Here is a 15978-nt window from a genome sequence, read left to right as displayed (position 1 = left end):
AGTGTTCATTTTTCACTCGCTGCTGTAATTCCAGCCACAATGACTTGCTCCAGATAGTCGCTATTCATCGCGGCTATCTTTTGTTTGCGTCTGATGCTGGCTGTTTTGCCTTTCTCCGCTCGCAGCATATTCAGCGCCATATGCCTCACTGTTGCCAATATCTGAGCCGCTTCTCCACGATAGATAGAGCACGCATCTTCTTTCATCGTGACGTCCAGTACCCAGTGCAGTTGATTTTCTATTCCCCAATGACCGCGCACGGCTTTGGCCAATTGTTCTTCGGTCAACGCAGCTGAACTGATGTAATAGCGATATTCCAGTGATTCGTTGCCCTTGCTATCACGGCGGTAGCCAATCGCCACGCCCAGCGTGCTCAAGCCCTTCCAGCTAGAAAATTGTTTTACCATGTCGCCTGCTGGCATCACATGGTATTCTCGGAGCTCTGTCCGGCCTCGTGATTGTTCGATCTTGGCTTGATGACTGCCTTCCCGTATCAGAGGGGCAAGGGACTTGCGAACGGCGCGATGCAGGGTTTCTTGATTGCCTTTGACGGCCAACAGATAGTCGCCACCCTTGTCCACAATCTGGGCGGCAATCTCAGTCTGGCAACCCATCGCATCAATCGAAATCAGGCAACCCGTCATATCGAGCAATGCCAGCAATTCAGGGATCGCTTTAATTTCATTGGATTTTTCGTCTGTTTTTACTTGCCCGAGCACCATGCTGTTGGCGCTGGCAAATGCACTGACCATATGGATGGTCGATTGTCGGTCGTCCCGGTTATAGGAACTACGCAGAACCTTGCCATCAATGGCGATCAGCTCCCCCTTGGCACGAGAGTTGACTGCTTGCATCCACTTGAGGAAGCAGGCCTGAAACTGCTCGGGAGCTAGGCTGGACATCACTCTAGCAATGGTATCGTGAACGGGTAAGCCATTTGGAAACAATCCTTTATCCTGGAACCAGCGACTATGCGCTTGCCCGAAATCTTCAATATCTTCCCAGCCCTCGCAGCCACCGATGACAGCGCAAACTGTCAGGAACAGAATGTCGAAGAGTGGATAGGATATTTTCGCGGATTGGCGCGGGTCGTGAAGTTCGGAAAAGAACTCAGAAAAGGCATCGAGCTGCATGGATGGCTCCCAGGAAAAGGGAGTATAAGATCACAACTCGGTCTGCAGGTCAAAGCGTTCTGAATTTGTTTATAAAATGTTCATGATCTTGCCCTGTTCCCTATGCTCTTTGTCAGGAAACGAAACATTGGGTGAATTAAGCTCGGAATAGTCAATTTTTTTTGAAACAATTGACTCAGCTAATCTAGCAAACTAAGTCTCCATGCATCATTTTTTTTACCACCTCTAACATAAATAATTGGTGAACGTTTGAAGTGCTTCCCTGATATAGATATATCCCGGAGATGATTAGGTATCAAAAACGCTTCACATGTAGATATACAATAACTATATTTCCCACCATGAACATCTAATTCAAGTTCATCCAGATCATATTCAGGCCGACTGATGTAATCATTGTGAAATTGTGCATTCCGGTACCACCCAACAACGGTTAATGGTCCATTACCGTTTTTTGCTGCAACAAATATTATTAGCCACTTTGAACTAACATCAGGTTTAGGCGGTACTTTATACTCACCCATAGGTGGGATATAAGCATAAAATCGTCCGTCCTTTGATGGTTTGAAGTTAAATTTTTCATGAGCCTCATCATATGATTCTATATGCTCATGCCGTCCTACTACCTGATCCCCATCATAAGAAGTAGCCCAGCCTGTTTTAACAAACGCAATTTTATCCATAATCCCTCCTAACACACCAGAAAATTCAATTCTTCAATATATATATCGCTTATAATGAGATACAGAAAAAACTGGCTAATAAAGATATTCAGTTTCGCTATCATATTGAGTTAGAAAAGAGGGTCCTTATTCATTGTAAGTAATGTATCTCTAAAACTAATGCCATTATTATTTCTATTTATTAAAATTATTTTTTCATCTTCACTTATTTTTGAATAGTAAAACTGCCCCTTCACACTTGAATAAACACAATATAACCCACTTAATTCGGGCTGACCATATATTTGATAAATACCTTCAGCAGGAATAGGAACGTGAAGTATTTTAGGCTTTCCATCCGGATGCTTTGCAGCTACATGATCTGACAACCAGCTAAAACTACCATTATTATGATATCGTTTAATTACAGATTTTTTCTCTGATTTATTGCATTGAAGAACAAATACTCTTTGTCCATTACTCGTTAGAAGATTTAATTTTTTTCTATAATCTGGCATTGACTTTCGTCCTTTCTATGTTAAACATTGTTATTAATCAATAAAATAAGGATAATAAATGTACTGGATAGAGGTTAATGATGTCAATAGAGATAAGAATCTTATCATAGATAATCTTACACAGGAGCATATCATCGCTCTGATAAATTTTTTATCAGAATATAATTTTGAAATGAAATGGGGAACGTATAATCCCCGAACTGTAGAAGGTGGCTGCCTTGGAGAAGGGTGATGATAAATGGTTTATATTAAATATAAAATCTTAAGCTCAACTTTTACTGTTTTAGCAAACGTAAGAACAAGAGTTTTTCGTTCTTACGTTCATTACAGATATCAAACAACCTCATTTCTTATTAATTACTTTTCTATAACACCGTCGTTCAATAATGCACAGATTTGGATCACGCAAATCACATCTCCCCTTCAAAGATTTGGATCTTCAGATCGTTGTTGACCTCAGAAGTTTCACCGTGTCCGAGCTTCCTGAGCCTGTTGAAATCGTCTTACCTGAGATACAACCTCGAACAGAGTTCTCTGAAACAGGTTCGCAGTCATCATCATCCGAAGAGCAACAGCCTGTTCTGGTTACCCCTGCACCTCATACACGCACTAAATTGAAAACCCCATCCTCTTTAACGGCCAGAGCTATCAAACGCGCTCCTGTTAAAAGTAATAGAAAGCAGGTTAAACCTCGTCAGAGTGGTGTGTTCAAGCGTTTCACTTTACTGGTAATGGAATATATAAGAGAAAAATTTGTCTGGGCCAAGAAGAAACCAGCTCCTGTTTCCGTTGATGCTGACCACGATAAGCGTATTGCCGAAAACTATGTGTTTGATGAGGTTCGAGGCATCTATGTTTCACGCGCTGAGTTTGAAAAACGAGCCAGATTTAACAGTGACACTTATAGTCCCACACCAGATGAGATCAGGCGTTTTCCAAGTCGTCCGGTTAAGGCAGTCCAGCCTGATGACGATCTTGACTACATCCCAACACTAAATAGCTTTGCATAATAGCGCTACACTTACTGAAGATTACGCACCCCGCCAGCAGCGGCCTCGCACGATAAGAAGTGAAGCATCAATGCGCAAAGCTATTTAGCGGCGAATAGGAAAAAATCAGTACCTAAATTGAGACCGCATAATGTTTATAAAGACAGATAATGACTGTAATGATACAGAGAGGTTATGAGTTATTTTAAAAAATCAACTCAATGCATCCGATCATATAACTAATTGTTATATTGAAACGAAAACCCACTGTAGCCATTATCAAGAAATGATGATATTTTATTTAATTAAATACAGATGCCAAGTTTACTTATTATATTTTAATTAATGTTAAAATAGTAGAAATCATATTGCTCCCATACGTTTCGCGTCTATAGGTCGATTACAATAACATTAGTATCACACTCCATTTATAGGTACTACAATGAGTGAGTTCTTTGACATAGAAACCCCGAATGATTTATATACGTTACTGAAAAATAAAACTGAATCATTTAATAAAACCCCCAATGACGAGACACTTTTTTTCATTATATTTATTTTAAACCACCTTAGAGAATGGATATATTCCGACGGACATGAATCTTATATTCAACTCCCTGTTGAAAACTGGAGTCAAGAACAAATCCTTCATTCTAAAATATACGCAAAAGAAGAATATAAAATCATAAATGAGCTATGCAATAGAACTAAGCATTTTGAAAAAAAACGGGATGTTAATATTAAAAAAAGGTCATTCACTCTTGGTGTCACAAAACTAGACGACGAAGTTATTAGTGGGAATAACTATCATGTGGATAGCAAGAATATAAAGGATATAATAAATAGTTTACTATCTATTTATGGTGAATATTTCAAAAGGAAAGATAATGTGCATAAAAAACAATGAATTAGAAGAGCATTTCAACATAATGATTGACAACTTAACTTCAGCTAAAGCTTTCTTTCAAGTGTATAAAGCTTTATCTATTAGTGTTGAAGGGAAAACAAATTATCACGCATTGCAAGAAACCACTCAGAATAATCTATATAAACATTTTTTCATAACAACAATTAGTGGTATGTATAAATTGATGTTTATTGAGATAGCCTGTTTTTTCGAGAACACATCAGATAAAAAACCGAAAATTTATTCGATTAGACACTTTAAGGAAATATTAGAAAAAAACAATCAGTATCAAATTATTGAAAAAATCGACAATCGATTAAAAAAACACAAAAAATTAGTCAAAGGAATTAAAGAAATAAGAAACAAGCTAATCGCACACAGGGAGGCTAATGTTGACAGGAATTCTTTATATTATGATATAAATATAACCCCAAATAATATATCGAATTTACTTTTTGACTTAACGACTTTATTTAGGGAAATATCTATCGATATGTTTGGATACGAAAATAGTTTATTATTTTCCTCACCAATTATTGAAGATTCTACTTACCATCTTTTAAATGCTCTAAACCTCCCTAATAATTTAGAAAATTAACAACACAAACTCCTGAATGAAATAGAGCCAATATATATTGAATATAATATTGACTCATCCATAAGCATATGGTTAATATAAAAAATCATGCAACAATATGTATATAGTCCATACGCTTTTACTGATAATGGTTTTTTTTTCGAAAGTGCATCTCGATAACGCTGTTGCTCAACAATGCTCAGATTGGGGTCAGATAGTACACTCCGCCCTTTCACAGCAATATCGTAGTCAATTTGTGATTGCATCTCATATTCTTTGGTCGTCTTAAAATAATCCGACTGCGGTACAGATGACGATGCCGAATAACCAGAATATGTTTTACTCCCAGCACAATCGAGGTAAGCCAGCAGACAGGCGAATAGGAAGAACAATGTCCATATCACATTGTATCCAATATCTTGTACCACAAACTTCCAGCTTAAAAGGCCAATTACGGTTGGAATAAAGGCTCAATAAGTATACTATAATCTATTTTATTAGGTGACACTTTGTATAAAGGAAGTCTATTTAGAATACAATACTTACCAACCATTTTAAGATGAACCCTCTTCATCTTACAACCAACTAAAATTGCCTTAATTGCATCGGAAGGATATTTTATTAAAGCACCATCCTTTCTTTTAGAACGAGGAATATCAAGGTCCACAATATTTCTAACCTCACCTTCATAGGCCCAGCGTTCATGCTTTTGATACAGATGTTCAAATGTATTCAGTCTAATCAATCTAGGTTCTGCTATTCTATTTTCCTTATGGACTTCATCATAATATTTAAACTCATCACTAACTTTATCGGCTCTGAAATCTTTAAATAAAAACTCAATAGGTTTTTTATTATAAACGACAGGTTTGAGATTTTTATATTCACTGGTTTTTTTCAATATATTTTTATCATAAGCAATACAAAGCCCTTTCATTCCATCCGAGTAATGAGACCACATTAATGGGTCTCTTAATGATTTACTAAAGCAACAGACATACAAAGATTCATAATATTCTTTCATTGCAAGGCTAGCACTGCGAAGATTATTATCTATTATAGAATGTAATAAATCCAACTTATCATGAAAACAGTAATACGCAATTTCCTCTATCGGTAAAAAGTCAAAATGCATCGCATACTTTGTTAATAACACTTTATCTTTTTTATCAATTTCACTCCAATCTAAAATAATGGGAAACTCAAAAGGATCATTCAAGTTTTTAACGTCAGAATGCCATATTTCTTTATTAAGAATCTCTTTCGCAGTGTTTTTATTGAAATGCCTGTACCTAAATAAACATGTTTCTTCAACTTCACTCAATGACATGCTATTCACCATATACCTTCAGGAAAAATATTTATTATTTTACTATGGGGGTTTATTCAGATTCAACATGTTTTTGATTTCTATACCAAATAAACCTAAAACTAGCATCTTGCGGTTTATTCGGTATAGAAAAAATAATAACAAAATTGAATGATTTTCTTTAAACTTAACTCTATTTTCGATTTCGTCTATCAGTATTCCCTTGCATAAATCCAGAGTCTTTAAATGAAATATTTATTTTAATGTCTTTTATCTTTTTTTGAATTATTTTTAGCTCTTTTCTTTATCCATTTATCTCCTGCCTTACAACCCTCGGCAAACAGTTCCGGATGGTAGCTAAAAGGATTCTTTTTATCCGCATAAAAAATCACATGATCCATGAACGGATAAATGTTCTTTATAGTCTCGACAGTTTTATCTAACCTGTTGTGATTTAAACTATGTAATTTATTAATCACACCTAAAAAACGACCCAACTCAGGTTTACCATCACGCAAGTTTTCTCCAATATATTTCACAGCATTATAAGCTATAGTTGCCGACATATATTTATAGGCTTCATCAAAGTTTTTAAAGCCACGTCCGATTCATTGGTTCAAGTAACTTTCAATACTCCGATCTGAATAATAATTTTCATTTTTATGCGAGGCTCTGTATTGATACAAAGCATTAATAATCACATCAGAGCGAGAACAGTCATAGAATCTATCTATAAGAATACAGCTATATAGATCGGCAATCCCTTCTGTTATCGCTTTGTAAGCTATAGCGGTTACGGTTGGTATCCCTCCAACACACTCTCCGTTGAATTGAACAAACGGATTCAGGAACGATGCTTCCGCTGTTGTTGGTTCAAGTAAGCAATCGTCTCTTTTTTCCAACTGATGATGGATAGCATGGCCTATCTCATGTAAGATAATGAGGTTTGTAACTTCTTCATGTGTACAATCTGATGCCAATAGATATTTATAAACTTCATGCTCATTAACTTCTTTATCTTTCTTTTGATCTTCATACAGGTTCTTACTGATATAAATACTTTCTGTTCCTGCTTGATATGAAGTCGTTAACTTACCTAAGAATGTTTTCAGGTTAGGATCTTGGATAAAAACATTAGCTCTTGATTTCATCTTTGTCCATGCTGATAAACTGTAGAAAATGAGAGGAATGGTTTTATCTATTGAGGGAAGAAAAGTGTCAATGTCTTCATTTAGTGTTTTAATCAGCCGTTTATAATCCAATGACCTATCTTGCTTATATTCATCAGTAGCAGAATTTGTTGACACTATCTGATACTTATCATATAAAAACGCATCAAACAAACTATCGTTTACTACCTCAATTTTCACCTATGTTTCATCCTTATAGCTTTTACGTTTTCTTTTTTTATTTTATCACCTTCGTCAAGAAAAGCAAAAGCTACTAAAAACTGTTCGCTAACATGATTAATTAAGTAGTTCCGTAAAAATTCTCTAACATCGAAACTGAAAACCATATCAGTTATAGTCAGACCAATTAATCCATCTTGTATTTCAATTTTAAATTTATCATTACTTATCTCTTTTTTTATCATCTCTTCTGTATAGACATCTACTTTCATTGCGATAAAGAACAAAGTTTTATTATCGTTACTAGGGTGTGTCCCGTAACTATTTTTTGTACAATCAGGGACATGATTTCACCACAAAAAGTCCTTTAATTTGGCTCGTTACGATTTTCCCGATGACGCCTGGGCGTTGATTTCTCCCATGCTGCCACCTGAAAGAGGCTCTTCCCGAGGCGGGCGTCCTTATTTTGCGCACAGACATGTCATGAATGGCATATTTTGGGTGCTTTGCTCTGGCGCACCCTGGCGGGATTTACCTGAGCGTTATGGTCAATGGAAAACCATTTACAACCGCTTCAATCGGTGGTCTAAAGCCGGAATAATGAACAGCATTTTCAATAAATTACTCCAGATTCTGGATGAAAAAGCGCTGATTGACTGGGATGTTATCGCGCTGGATGGCAGTAACGTTCGCGCCCTGAAAGCGGCCGCGGGTGCGAAAAAAAACATCCCGATGAATGCGAGGACCATGGGCTGGGTCGCTCTCGCGGCGGCTTTGGCACCAAAATCCATCTGGCGACAGATGGCACAGGATTACCACTGAGTTTTTGCCTGAGCGGTGGACAGGCCCACGAAAGCCGATACGCGGAAAGGTTGCTCAACCGGGTCGGGATTATCCGAAAAAGCGGGCACCTGAAATCACGTCCGAAAGCGGTGCTGGCGGATAAGGGTTATTCAGGTAAAAACCTTCGCATTCATTTGAAAATGAAAGGAATAAAAGCGGTTATTCCGTTTAAATCGAATGAGAAGGCCAGTCAGGACGGACGTCGCCCCCTCGACACGCGCCTGTACAAAAAACGCAATGTCGTGGAGCGCTGCTTTGCGATACTTAAAGAAAATCGCCGTATTGCCACCCGCTCGGAGAAAACAGCCAGAAACTACCTGAGTATGCTAAAACTGGGAGCGATCAGGTTATTTTTAAAACGGTTGTTAAGTTAAGGGACACGGCCTAGTAAATATTTTAAATTCTGGCTCCATTAACCTTTTATCACCGATTCTTATTTCTAAATGCATTCCCCATCTCCTTTTATCTTCTTTATATGGAGATAATGAATTAATCATGAAATGTCAATTTCACAGAAATAATTCATTGGCATAAGTGAGAAAAGATAGTATAACAGTAAATATACATTTAAAATGAAGCGAAAATTATGGATAATGTGATTTCTGCAGAAGAAAAACAACAGATTATTAATAAGATGAACAAATGGTTTATGACTGTCTATCCTTATAAAAAAACGCCCGCATATCTTTGTGACCCGATTGACATAGCCAGTGTTTTTCCGTATTGATGCGCACACCTCGATATATTTATAGACTCTTTATTAATAATGACACGAGCGATGAAAAAACAAATTAAAACCTATACTATGTATACACTGGAACTGGAAGATAATTGTTATTATGTTGGAGTAACAAAATTTTTAAGCCGATCACTTAGTAAACATTATCAAGGGAAATGTTCATGGACAAGACAGCATAAGCCATTAAGAGTAAAAGAATCATATTATATAAATATAAGATCCGAAGATGAACTCCCCTCTTTAGTTAAAAATAAAGCAAATGAATATGCACGATTGTATGGTGTGGGGAATGTAGGGTTCTGGCAGAAAGTTTTTAGGAATTATTTTATATATGTTTGGGAACTTGATGGTGGGAATTATTATATAGGAATTACTTCAAATTTGGAAAACAGAACATTAGACCATATAGGTAAAAGAGGTTCTGATTGGACAAAAAAATACAAACCAATAAGATTGGTTGAAAAAACAATTTTTTCATCCGATGACATTAATTATGTATATAGAATTGAAAATATTAAAACAATCGAGTACATGAACCGCTATGGTATAGAAAAAGTAAGAGGAGGGAGATTTAACTCCACCGAGATTTTAAGTAAAAGCATAATATCAAAGTATTTGAAAAAATACCATATACCTTCTTCAATATATGAAGAAATAATGACCTATGCTAAACCAGAGTTGGTTCCTAAAAATTTATGGAGCCTCGTATGCATTCATAGGAATGATCCATATAAAAATATATTATACTTTAATGAATTGAAAAAAATTATTATAGAGAGAAATATAATGATAAACTGTTGGCCTTATACAAGCGATTATAAAAATAAGTTATTTGCTTGTTGGATACTGCGTGGGTTTAATCCAGAATTTGCATGCTATTTTATTGACACCATAAAAGTCACCAAAACAGAAAAATAGATCAGGTCAGTCATTTTTAAAAAATTAAATTGAAACCAATGGATTTAATATAACCACACCACCATTTCAGCAGGTGTGGTTCATTAAAATTGGAAAGCTCTACATCCTCCGCCTGAAAACAACATTATCAGAAAATATAATTTTCCCGACAATAAACCCAACAGCCGCAATGATTGGCAGACTGATAGTAGTCCCAGCTATGCCTGTAGACATACCTATCAGAATTGACAGGCCAAAGGAAAGGAAGATAACCAAAAGCGCATACCACTGCGGATAGGTTCCATATAAAACAGTCGCCATACAGCCGGTGCAGACATGAACACCGCGCTGGCTTTCCCTTAGACAAAAAGGGCACTGGATAGTTTTGTTTTCCATAATACCCTCTTAGTTAGCTTTCCAGCCGTTATTGGTCTTGACCAGAACAATTTTGGCTTCTTCTGGTTCAGCCATCCCCTTAACGCCAGAGAACGCATTTTTATCAACCCAGCCCGGAACGCCATCGAGCTTCCACGTATAGGTCACTTGTGTGATTTTAGCGCCAGCGCCATCACTCGGTTCAGTCCAATTGGTGATCTCAGCAACAACACGATGACCGACACAGGCACCTTCCTCACGATTCCAGAAATCAACCTCTTGTCCTTTGTCTGTTATCTCTAATACATCAACACTGCTAAAGCCATTCGCCTGTTGTGAAACAGTGAGAAGCCCCTGTTCAACAAGCCCTTTAAGGATTTCATCACCTGCATTGTATCCAGCAGAACGGTAGCCATGATTAACCTTTACTGGAAAATCTTTGTTGAACGCAAAATCATTGTTTTGCAGTGAGTAGCACACCTTTGATTTTGAAATTTTCGCATTAATCACTTTTTCAAAATCGCCTTTCTCACCACATCCCGCCAGAACCAGTGCCGTGCCAGCAACGAGCAAAATCTTCTTCATCTGCTTATCCATCCTGATAATCAAAAACGCTGTCATTTAAGGGAGGCGACTGTTTACCGGTATCCGTTACAGCTTGTTCTGACAGATACATAAGAGCACAGTCACCTCATTAACCAATTGATAGCTTTCAATTATTTCTGCTGGCCGTCATATCGTTTGTAACGATCAAAACTGAAATAATGATAGATATTAACTATCATTAGTTTTATATCGATCGATTAAAACAATTAAAATATCGATCGATAAATCGATTTTAATCGCTATTATCTATCAATAATTAATTATCGATCTGATATACCGATCATTTTACTTGCCATACCTGACGCTGATAGATAGAGTTAACCAGAGGCTCACAAAGCGATTTGCCACATACTTCAGGCTTACTCCTTTCAGATGGTAAGAAACACGCTACAGGCTGTTTTGTGGGGAAGAAATGGCAATTATGCACATCAGGGGAAATACACAGGCAAGGTTTCATATGGAATAACGTGATAATCAATTAATTTACTCAATTACTCGTTCACCTAATGCTTTTCCATTTTCTGTGGAGGCACATGTTCGTCAGTAATCAATGAAACAGGCTTGTAGTGGTTTATGACCAACACGATTTTTAATCTCGCTCACACTACTTTTTATTGTTATGTTTTATCGGAGTTAATATGAAGAAACTGCTTATTGCGGCACTGGTGATCCTGCCTCTTTCCGCCTGCACGACTTATGGTAATAAATCCCTGAAAAACGAAACCCAACAAACCGTTAAAACCAAAATCGTTAAAGGGAAAACTACCCAGCAGGAAATCTTGGCTGCATTCGGTGAACCTCAAACACGCGCCAGCAATGATGGTCAGGAAATGTGGTCCTACTCCAGTATGTCAGGCGAGAGTCAGATATCGAACTACGTTCCCGGTCTGGCCCTACTGAAGAACAGCAACACCGCTCATATAAACTCCCTTGAAATCTGGTTTAAAGGGAATGTTGTTGACCGATATAATTTCAGTCAGACAGCGAGTAAGGTTTCGCGTGGGTTGTTGGATTAGTTAATGTCCATTTAAATATGTAAGAGACCTATGCTCAAGTAGGTCTCTCAATGAATGAAAATCAATAGACTCAAGATCTATGAATTTCTAACTATCGTATCATAGCGCTCAATGAAAGTAATTATTTTAATGTTATCTTCATTATAAGTTTCAACCCATTTAATCATCGCATCCTCGATAATATAAATAAAATCTATTAAATTAAAATAGGTTGTATCGCCGATAGTTTTTGTTTCGAATGAACCTCGCTGTTGTATTGTAAGGCTAATTCTTCGCACATCGCCTTTCTTAACTTTCTTAGACTCTAAATAGCTTCGCCTAATACCGCTCCACTTTAGCCAGACCATGCTGATTGCCGGGGAACGGTGAAGCGGCATTCATAAATAATTTTACCTGTTCCAGTAACTGCCACATATACCGGCACTGATGGTTACGCGTTATCGTTTCGTGTAACGACAACCACAGCAACTCGATTGGATTCAGCCACGGCGAATACGTGGGCAGGAACAACAACCGGAACTTCGTATTTTTTCCCAGCCACTTTTTCACCTTGTGGCTTTTATGAATGATGTAATTATCAACGACCAGCGTAATGGTTTTCGCTCGCCGATATGTCCGCCGTAATGTCTCTAACAGATTGATAAATAAATCAGAACACTTTTTACTGCCGCCAACGTAATGAACTCGTCCCGTATCCGAATGCAGTGCCCCTGCCAGATAATACTTTTGGTTCTGTCCCGGCGTAGTAATACGTTTCTGTTGCCCTTTGAGCATCCAGTCCGCGCCGATTTTCGGGTTCAGGTCGATATCTACTTCATCCTGATAAAACACGGGATGCTCTGTTTGTTTCCGAGAGACCGCTTGTTCGATGGCGAGTCGTTTTTCCTCATAATCTGGGTCTTTGATTTTCAGTGTTGGCGCGGCTCTGCGCCAGACAATGCCCGCTCGTCTCAGATAGCGATGCAACGTGGAAGGATGCAGCGCCACGTTAAAAAGCCGGTTAACGATAAGTGCCAACAACTCGGTGCTCCAGCGGGAGCGCAGCCAGCCAAAATCCTGAGGAGAGCGTTGAATAAGAAGCGGTAGCATATGCAGGATATCAGCGACTGGCCAGCGCGGTGCTCGTCCGGCTTTGAGGCTCTTTAGTCCTTCAACACCATGTAAAGTAAACCAATTTATCCACCTTCCAACGGATGAGCGGGCCGCACAAAGCAGTCTGGCAACGTCGGTGACAGTCATTCCCCGATGCAGCATCAGTATGGCGATGAGTCGTCTGGAGTAATTTTTATCATGTGTCTGTTGGGCTTCTTTACGCATTAGTCGTCGTTCTTCATCAGGGATTGCTGCTATGATCGGCATCGCTCAGTCCGGTTGGTGATTTGTTTTGATTTGGCGATTGATCAGATCGCACAACTCGGACTGAGTTCCCTTCAAGTGATCTACTATTTGGCGAAGTTATTTAGATTAGACATATGTAATAGAGAATTTCTTAATTCCCATAACTCACCAGCAGTAATTCCCAAAGTAGTTAAATCTGCATACAGATTAACCCATTTAATAAAATTATGATGTTCACCTATATCGATCCAAGCAATAGTATCTATAAATGACAACAATAATTTAATACTAGCAATATAATGCCCATGATTGAATAAAAGATGAATAGGAACAAAATGATCATCAAATAACAGCTGAGTTAAATTAAACTTTTCGTTTACATAATATTTTGTAAGGTAATCATTATTCGATAAAGAATCTAAGCCTAAAAACTTATCAATATGATGCTGCCGCAAAGGTTCATCTTCTAATCTAAACTGATAGTTTATATTGCCATTCTGAATTGGTGTTATTACAAAAAAAGAATTCTCATCGTATCCTTTAAGTAAATCAGAAAAAATATATGTTAGGTTATCAAGCCTCATTAAAGAATTTATTCTTTCTATTGATATACCATTTTCTTTATCTTTAAGTATTGTTGGTATATCACCATATTTAGCTATAGATAAGTCAGTTCCAACTTTTGAGAGTAAATACTTTCTTTTTTGCTCATCGGTACCGCTATGCGTATAAATAACTGCTGCAACATGTGTTATTAAATTGTCAGTAGCAAAATAATAAAGATTGAAAATATATTCTCTCATAATGTTATCCATTTAGTCTTTAATTTTTTATAAGATAATAACATGACAAAATTCAACTTTGAACATATACGGAATCTATTAATTTTCAAGCACCGCAACAGCGATCTTCAGCCTATCAACAGTTTGAGATAACACCTCATAGAGATCGCCCTCCATCTCATGCTCGAACTCACCGTTCCTGAACATTACCACATAGCCATCGGTCAGATCTCGCATAGAGGCAAGGTTTATCGGCTCTATAGCTATTCTGATGTCTGTACCTTTGTATTCCGCAACTGGATAGCCCATATCTGTGTGAAGCACCATACCGCCAAAGGTATTAATTCAGATAAGAAGTTATCTTCAGGGACAAGCGCATTCATCAATATGGACTCATCTGGAGCATTGGTTTTCACCCTACCACATCATCCAGAACACTAACGGGCGTTTTGGGATTCTGACCGTTATAGGTTTCAGGTTATGGCAGCAGCGACCTTACAGTTTCTTCGCTGACTTGGCTGAGTTCAGGAATCAATTTCCAGATTATTATCCGCATTTACAAACGTTCTAATGTCAACTTATAACGCCAATTTTCTTTGGACCGTCCAGAACAAGGAATACCACTGACTATTGAAACAGGTTTCGATTTTTCAGTAGTAATGTTTATTCTTTGCATTATCTGTGATGTAATGGGAGCTTCAGCATAAACAATACTATTTTGATCTCCAACCTTTTGAATCCCATCAATGCTTGTAATGGTGTAGTTCAGTAAAACATCAACTGTATCTGATAATCCATTATGCCTTTTCGGATAAAGAATGGCAGAAACTGCGCTAATAGATGATGTTTCATTTTTAATATCAAATTGAATTGGAGTAATATCACCACCAGAGGTAGATGCAGTAATATAAACTGGTTTAGATGGATCAGATCCGTCACATGAATCAACGAAAGAAATTTTAAAATTTAAAAATTCATGATTAGACTGAACCTTATCTGTTTTCGCATAGGCAACTCCATTTAAGGAAAATAAATAAATCGCTATAACAGTCACTAATACTTTTAAAAAACCGATGTTTTTACCTTGAGATTCTTTTTTTATAAAAATGGTCCCTGCCATTACCAGATATAATTTTTCTATTGTGATCATATATGCCTATTTTATTATGATTATATAAATATATTATTATATATCTATTATCAAAATCAAATTTATTACTCTCTTCAGAGTAAAGTGATTACCACAGAGATCATCGGATTCTGTTTTATTTTTTCAAGATCTAAATTTCCCTAACGTTAGTAGTTTAGAATGCTATCGTTTTTAAGCTAAAAAATGACATAGAAACTGACTGCAAAGTCAGGAAAGCGCACCGTGCAGTCAGGAATACTGACTATAGAGTCAGGAACGCTGACCGTACAGTCAGTCGCCTATTTTCGTTATAAGCCTTATACCGCAAGGGCTACAGAGTGATTTTTACTTAATTTCATTTTGCAAGAAGTAAGAAATAATACTTAAGAGGATTAATAGAAACCGGGCGATTTTTATGATCGCCATGAGGGGTTTTATCATTCATAAAATTATTAATTGAGGATTACAGCTTATATTATTTATTGCACAGCTTTCCTTTTCATTTCACTAAAAACCTTTTTTTGAAAATCACCGCCCTCTATGAGCTAACGCTCATGTGCTATCGAAAACGATGAACCTGTTTTCATAAGCACGGCTACGCCCTAACTCTGATATAAATATCTTTATATTGATAATGTGTTTTTCGATGATTGATGATGAAAGAGGGAAAGGTCTGTTTCAGATCGTTTTATCATCAAGTTAATAATTTGATCCTATGTTTAAACATAGTATTACCGCGATAACATATAGCATTTGCTCTTAAACGTATAGGAAAACTATATTTAAAGAAGCAGCACTTAGTGATTGTC

General features: G+C 37.2%; 18 protein-coding genes and 1 pseudogene. 6 read left to right on the top strand and 13 right to left on the bottom strand.

The window, feature by feature from the left end; all coding sequences use genetic code 11:
* Nucleotides 1–5 precede the first annotated feature (5 nt).
* The 3 genes from DMB82_RS06480 to DMB82_RS06470 form a co-directional block, all read right to left on the bottom strand.
* Nucleotides 6–1133, bottom strand: coding sequence for an ISAs1 family transposase (locus DMB82_RS06480; RefSeq protein ID WP_116164942.1), 1128 nt, complete (start codon nt 1131–1133; stop codon nt 6–8).
* A gap of 179 nt (nt 1134–1312) precedes the next feature.
* Nucleotides 1313–1816 carry a hypothetical protein gene (locus DMB82_RS06475; protein WP_116165048.1) on the bottom strand — a complete coding sequence of 168 codons (504 nt, stop codon included), beginning with the start codon at nt 1814–1816 and terminating at the stop codon, nt 1313–1315.
* A 110-nt stretch (nt 1817–1926) separates the two neighbouring features.
* Entirely contained in the window at nt 1927–2313 is a 387-nt protein-coding gene (locus tag DMB82_RS06470; protein ID WP_116165050.1) for a hypothetical protein, read from the bottom strand.
* Nucleotides 2314–2735: 422 nt separating this feature from the next.
* Between DMB82_RS06470 and DMB82_RS06465 the strand changes: the two are divergent.
* The 3 genes and pseudogenes from DMB82_RS06465 to DMB82_RS06455 all read left to right on the top strand — a co-directional run.
* Nucleotides 2736–3323: pseudogene (locus DMB82_RS06465) on the top strand (MobQ family relaxase); the annotation flags it as partial.
* A 421-nt stretch (nt 3324–3744) separates the two neighbouring features.
* Nucleotides 3745–4209, top strand: coding sequence for a hypothetical protein (locus DMB82_RS06460; protein ID WP_116165052.1), 465 nt, complete (start codon nt 3745–3747; stop codon nt 4207–4209).
* The gene (locus DMB82_RS06455) at nt 4190–4807 is read left to right on the top strand and encodes an AbiU2 domain-containing protein (protein ID WP_116165054.1); all 618 of its coding nucleotides are present in this window, start codon (nt 4190–4192) and stop codon (nt 4805–4807) included. The genes DMB82_RS06460 and DMB82_RS06455 overlap by 20 nt, the downstream gene beginning before the upstream one ends.
* A gap of 430 nt (nt 4808–5237) precedes the next feature.
* Here the strand turns inward: DMB82_RS06455 and DMB82_RS06450 are convergent, their stop codons facing one another.
* The 4 genes from DMB82_RS06450 to DMB82_RS06435 all read right to left on the bottom strand — a co-directional run bounded on the left by DMB82_RS06450 (nt 5238) and on the right by DMB82_RS06435 (nt 7731).
* The gene (locus DMB82_RS06450) at nt 5238–6116 is read right to left on the bottom strand and encodes a DUF2971 domain-containing protein (protein WP_167469191.1); all 879 of its coding nucleotides are present in this window, start codon (nt 6114–6116) and stop codon (nt 5238–5240) included.
* A 239-nt stretch (nt 6117–6355) separates the two neighbouring features.
* Nucleotides 6356–6661, bottom strand: a complete 306-nt coding sequence (locus DMB82_RS06445) for a hypothetical protein (RefSeq protein ID WP_116165058.1) — start codon at nt 6659–6661, stop codon at nt 6356–6358.
* 42 nt (nt 6662–6703) lie between these two features.
* Nucleotides 6704–7465 carry a hypothetical protein gene (locus DMB82_RS06440; protein ID WP_116165060.1) on the bottom strand — a complete coding sequence of 254 codons (762 nt, stop codon included), beginning with the start codon at nt 7463–7465 and terminating at the stop codon, nt 6704–6706.
* Nucleotides 7462–7731: a hypothetical protein gene (locus DMB82_RS06435; RefSeq protein WP_116165062.1), complete on the bottom strand. Its 270-nt coding sequence runs from the start codon at nt 7729–7731 to the stop codon at nt 7462–7464. Before DMB82_RS06435 ends, DMB82_RS06440 begins: the two co-directional genes overlap by 4 nt.
* 85 nt (nt 7732–7816) lie before the next feature.
* On the opposite strand from DMB82_RS06435, the gene DMB82_RS06430 reads away from it, so the two are divergent.
* Nucleotides 7817–8661, top strand: a protein-coding gene (locus tag DMB82_RS06430) for an IS5 family transposase (RefSeq protein ID WP_102119033.1) whose coding sequence is annotated in 2 segments (ribosomal slippage) — nt 7817–8162 and nt 8162–8661 — 846 coding nt in all. Because the reading frame shifts where the segments join, the coding sequence is not laid out codon by codon here.
* 404 nt (nt 8662–9065) lie between these two features.
* Nucleotides 9066–9944, top strand: a complete 879-nt coding sequence (locus tag DMB82_RS06425; protein WP_167469175.1) for a GIY-YIG nuclease family protein — start codon at nt 9066–9068, stop codon at nt 9942–9944.
* Between the two features lie 99 nt (nt 9945–10043).
* On the opposite strand, the gene DMB82_RS06420 is transcribed toward DMB82_RS06425, so the two are convergent.
* Together DMB82_RS06420 and DMB82_RS06415 are read right to left on the bottom strand one after the other, a co-directional pair.
* On the bottom strand, nt 10044–10319 hold the full coding sequence (locus tag DMB82_RS06420) for a hypothetical protein (RefSeq protein ID WP_116164297.1): 276 nt from the start codon (nt 10317–10319) through the stop codon (nt 10044–10046).
* Nucleotides 10320–10328: 9 nt separating this feature from the next.
* Nucleotides 10329–10883: a membrane lipoprotein lipid attachment site-containing protein gene (locus DMB82_RS06415; protein WP_116164295.1), complete on the bottom strand. Its 555-nt coding sequence runs from the start codon at nt 10881–10883 to the stop codon at nt 10329–10331.
* Between the two features lie 659 nt (nt 10884–11542).
* Between DMB82_RS06415 and DMB82_RS06410 the strand changes: the two genes are divergently transcribed.
* Nucleotides 11543–11920 carry a hypothetical protein gene (locus DMB82_RS06410; RefSeq protein WP_116164293.1) on the top strand — a complete coding sequence of 126 codons (378 nt, stop codon included), beginning with the start codon at nt 11543–11545 and terminating at the stop codon, nt 11918–11920.
* 318 nt (nt 11921–12238) lie between these two features.
* Here DMB82_RS06410 and DMB82_RS06405 read toward each other — a convergent pair whose 3' ends face one another.
* The 4 genes from DMB82_RS06405 to DMB82_RS06390 form a co-directional block, all read right to left on the bottom strand.
* Nucleotides 12239–13279, bottom strand: coding sequence for an IS630 family transposase (locus tag DMB82_RS06405; protein ID WP_228399992.1), 1041 nt, complete (start codon nt 13277–13279; stop codon nt 12239–12241).
* 83 nt (nt 13280–13362) lie between these two features.
* On the bottom strand, nt 13363–14061 hold the full coding sequence (locus DMB82_RS06400; RefSeq protein WP_116164853.1) for a hypothetical protein: 699 nt from the start codon (nt 14059–14061) through the stop codon (nt 13363–13365).
* A gap of 78 nt (nt 14062–14139) precedes the next feature.
* Nucleotides 14140–14349 carry a hypothetical protein gene (locus DMB82_RS06395; RefSeq protein ID WP_228400054.1) on the bottom strand — a complete coding sequence of 70 codons (210 nt, stop codon included), beginning with the start codon at nt 14347–14349 and terminating at the stop codon, nt 14140–14142.
* A 247-nt stretch (nt 14350–14596) separates the two neighbouring features.
* Nucleotides 14597–15190, bottom strand: coding sequence for a hypothetical protein (locus DMB82_RS06390; protein ID WP_116164855.1), 594 nt, complete (start codon nt 15188–15190; stop codon nt 14597–14599).
* Nucleotides 15191–15978 lie beyond the last annotated feature (788 nt).

The organism is Pectobacterium aquaticum, from assembly GCF_003382565.3.
GTDB classification, from domain to species: Bacteria; Pseudomonadota; Gammaproteobacteria; order Enterobacterales; family Enterobacteriaceae; genus Pectobacterium; species Pectobacterium aquaticum.
This window is presented reverse-complemented; position numbering and strand designations above follow the sequence as displayed.

Excerpts from the sequence above, each read along its gene's own strand:
- DMB82_RS06480 (WP_116164942.1), bottom strand. The coding sequence starts at position 1,133 with ATGCAGCTCGATGCCTTTTCTGAGTTCTTTTCCGAACTTCACGACCCG.
- DMB82_RS06475 (WP_116165048.1), bottom strand. The coding sequence starts at position 1,816 with ATGGATAAAATTGCGTTTGTTAAAACAGGCTGGGCTACTTCTTATGAT.
- DMB82_RS06470 (WP_116165050.1), bottom strand. The coding sequence starts at position 2,313 with ATGCCAGATTATAGAAAAAAATTAAATCTTCTAACGAGTAATGGACAA.
- DMB82_RS06460 (WP_116165052.1), top strand. The coding sequence starts at position 3,745 with ATGAGTGAGTTCTTTGACATAGAAACCCCGAATGATTTATATACGTTA.
- DMB82_RS06455 (WP_116165054.1), top strand. The coding sequence starts at position 4,190 with ATGTGCATAAAAAACAATGAATTAGAAGAGCATTTCAACATAATGATT.
- DMB82_RS06450 (WP_167469191.1), bottom strand. The coding sequence starts at position 6,116 with ATGTCATTGAGTGAAGTTGAAGAAACATGTTTATTTAGGTACAGGCAT.
- DMB82_RS06445 (WP_116165058.1), bottom strand. The coding sequence starts at position 6,661 with ATGTCGGCAACTATAGCTTATAATGCTGTGAAATATATTGGAGAAAAC.
- DMB82_RS06425 (WP_167469175.1), top strand. The coding sequence starts at position 9,066 with ATGAAAAAACAAATTAAAACCTATACTATGTATACACTGGAACTGGAA.
- DMB82_RS06420 (WP_116164297.1), bottom strand. The coding sequence starts at position 10,319 with ATGGAAAACAAAACTATCCAGTGCCCTTTTTGTCTAAGGGAAAGCCAG.
- DMB82_RS06415 (WP_116164295.1), bottom strand. The coding sequence starts at position 10,883 with ATGAAGAAGATTTTGCTCGTTGCTGGCACGGCACTGGTTCTGGCGGGA.
- DMB82_RS06410 (WP_116164293.1), top strand. The coding sequence starts at position 11,543 with ATGAAGAAACTGCTTATTGCGGCACTGGTGATCCTGCCTCTTTCCGCC.
- DMB82_RS06405 (WP_228399992.1), bottom strand. The coding sequence starts at position 13,279 with ATGCCGATCATAGCAGCAATCCCTGATGAAGAACGACGACTAATGCGT.
- DMB82_RS06400 (WP_116164853.1), bottom strand. The coding sequence starts at position 14,061 with ATGAGAGAATATATTTTCAATCTTTATTATTTTGCTACTGACAATTTA.
- DMB82_RS06395 (WP_228400054.1), bottom strand. The coding sequence starts at position 14,349 with ATGGGCTATCCAGTTGCGGAATACAAAGGTACAGACATCAGAATAGCT.
- DMB82_RS06390 (WP_116164855.1), bottom strand. The coding sequence starts at position 15,190 with ATGATCACAATAGAAAAATTATATCTGGTAATGGCAGGGACCATTTTT.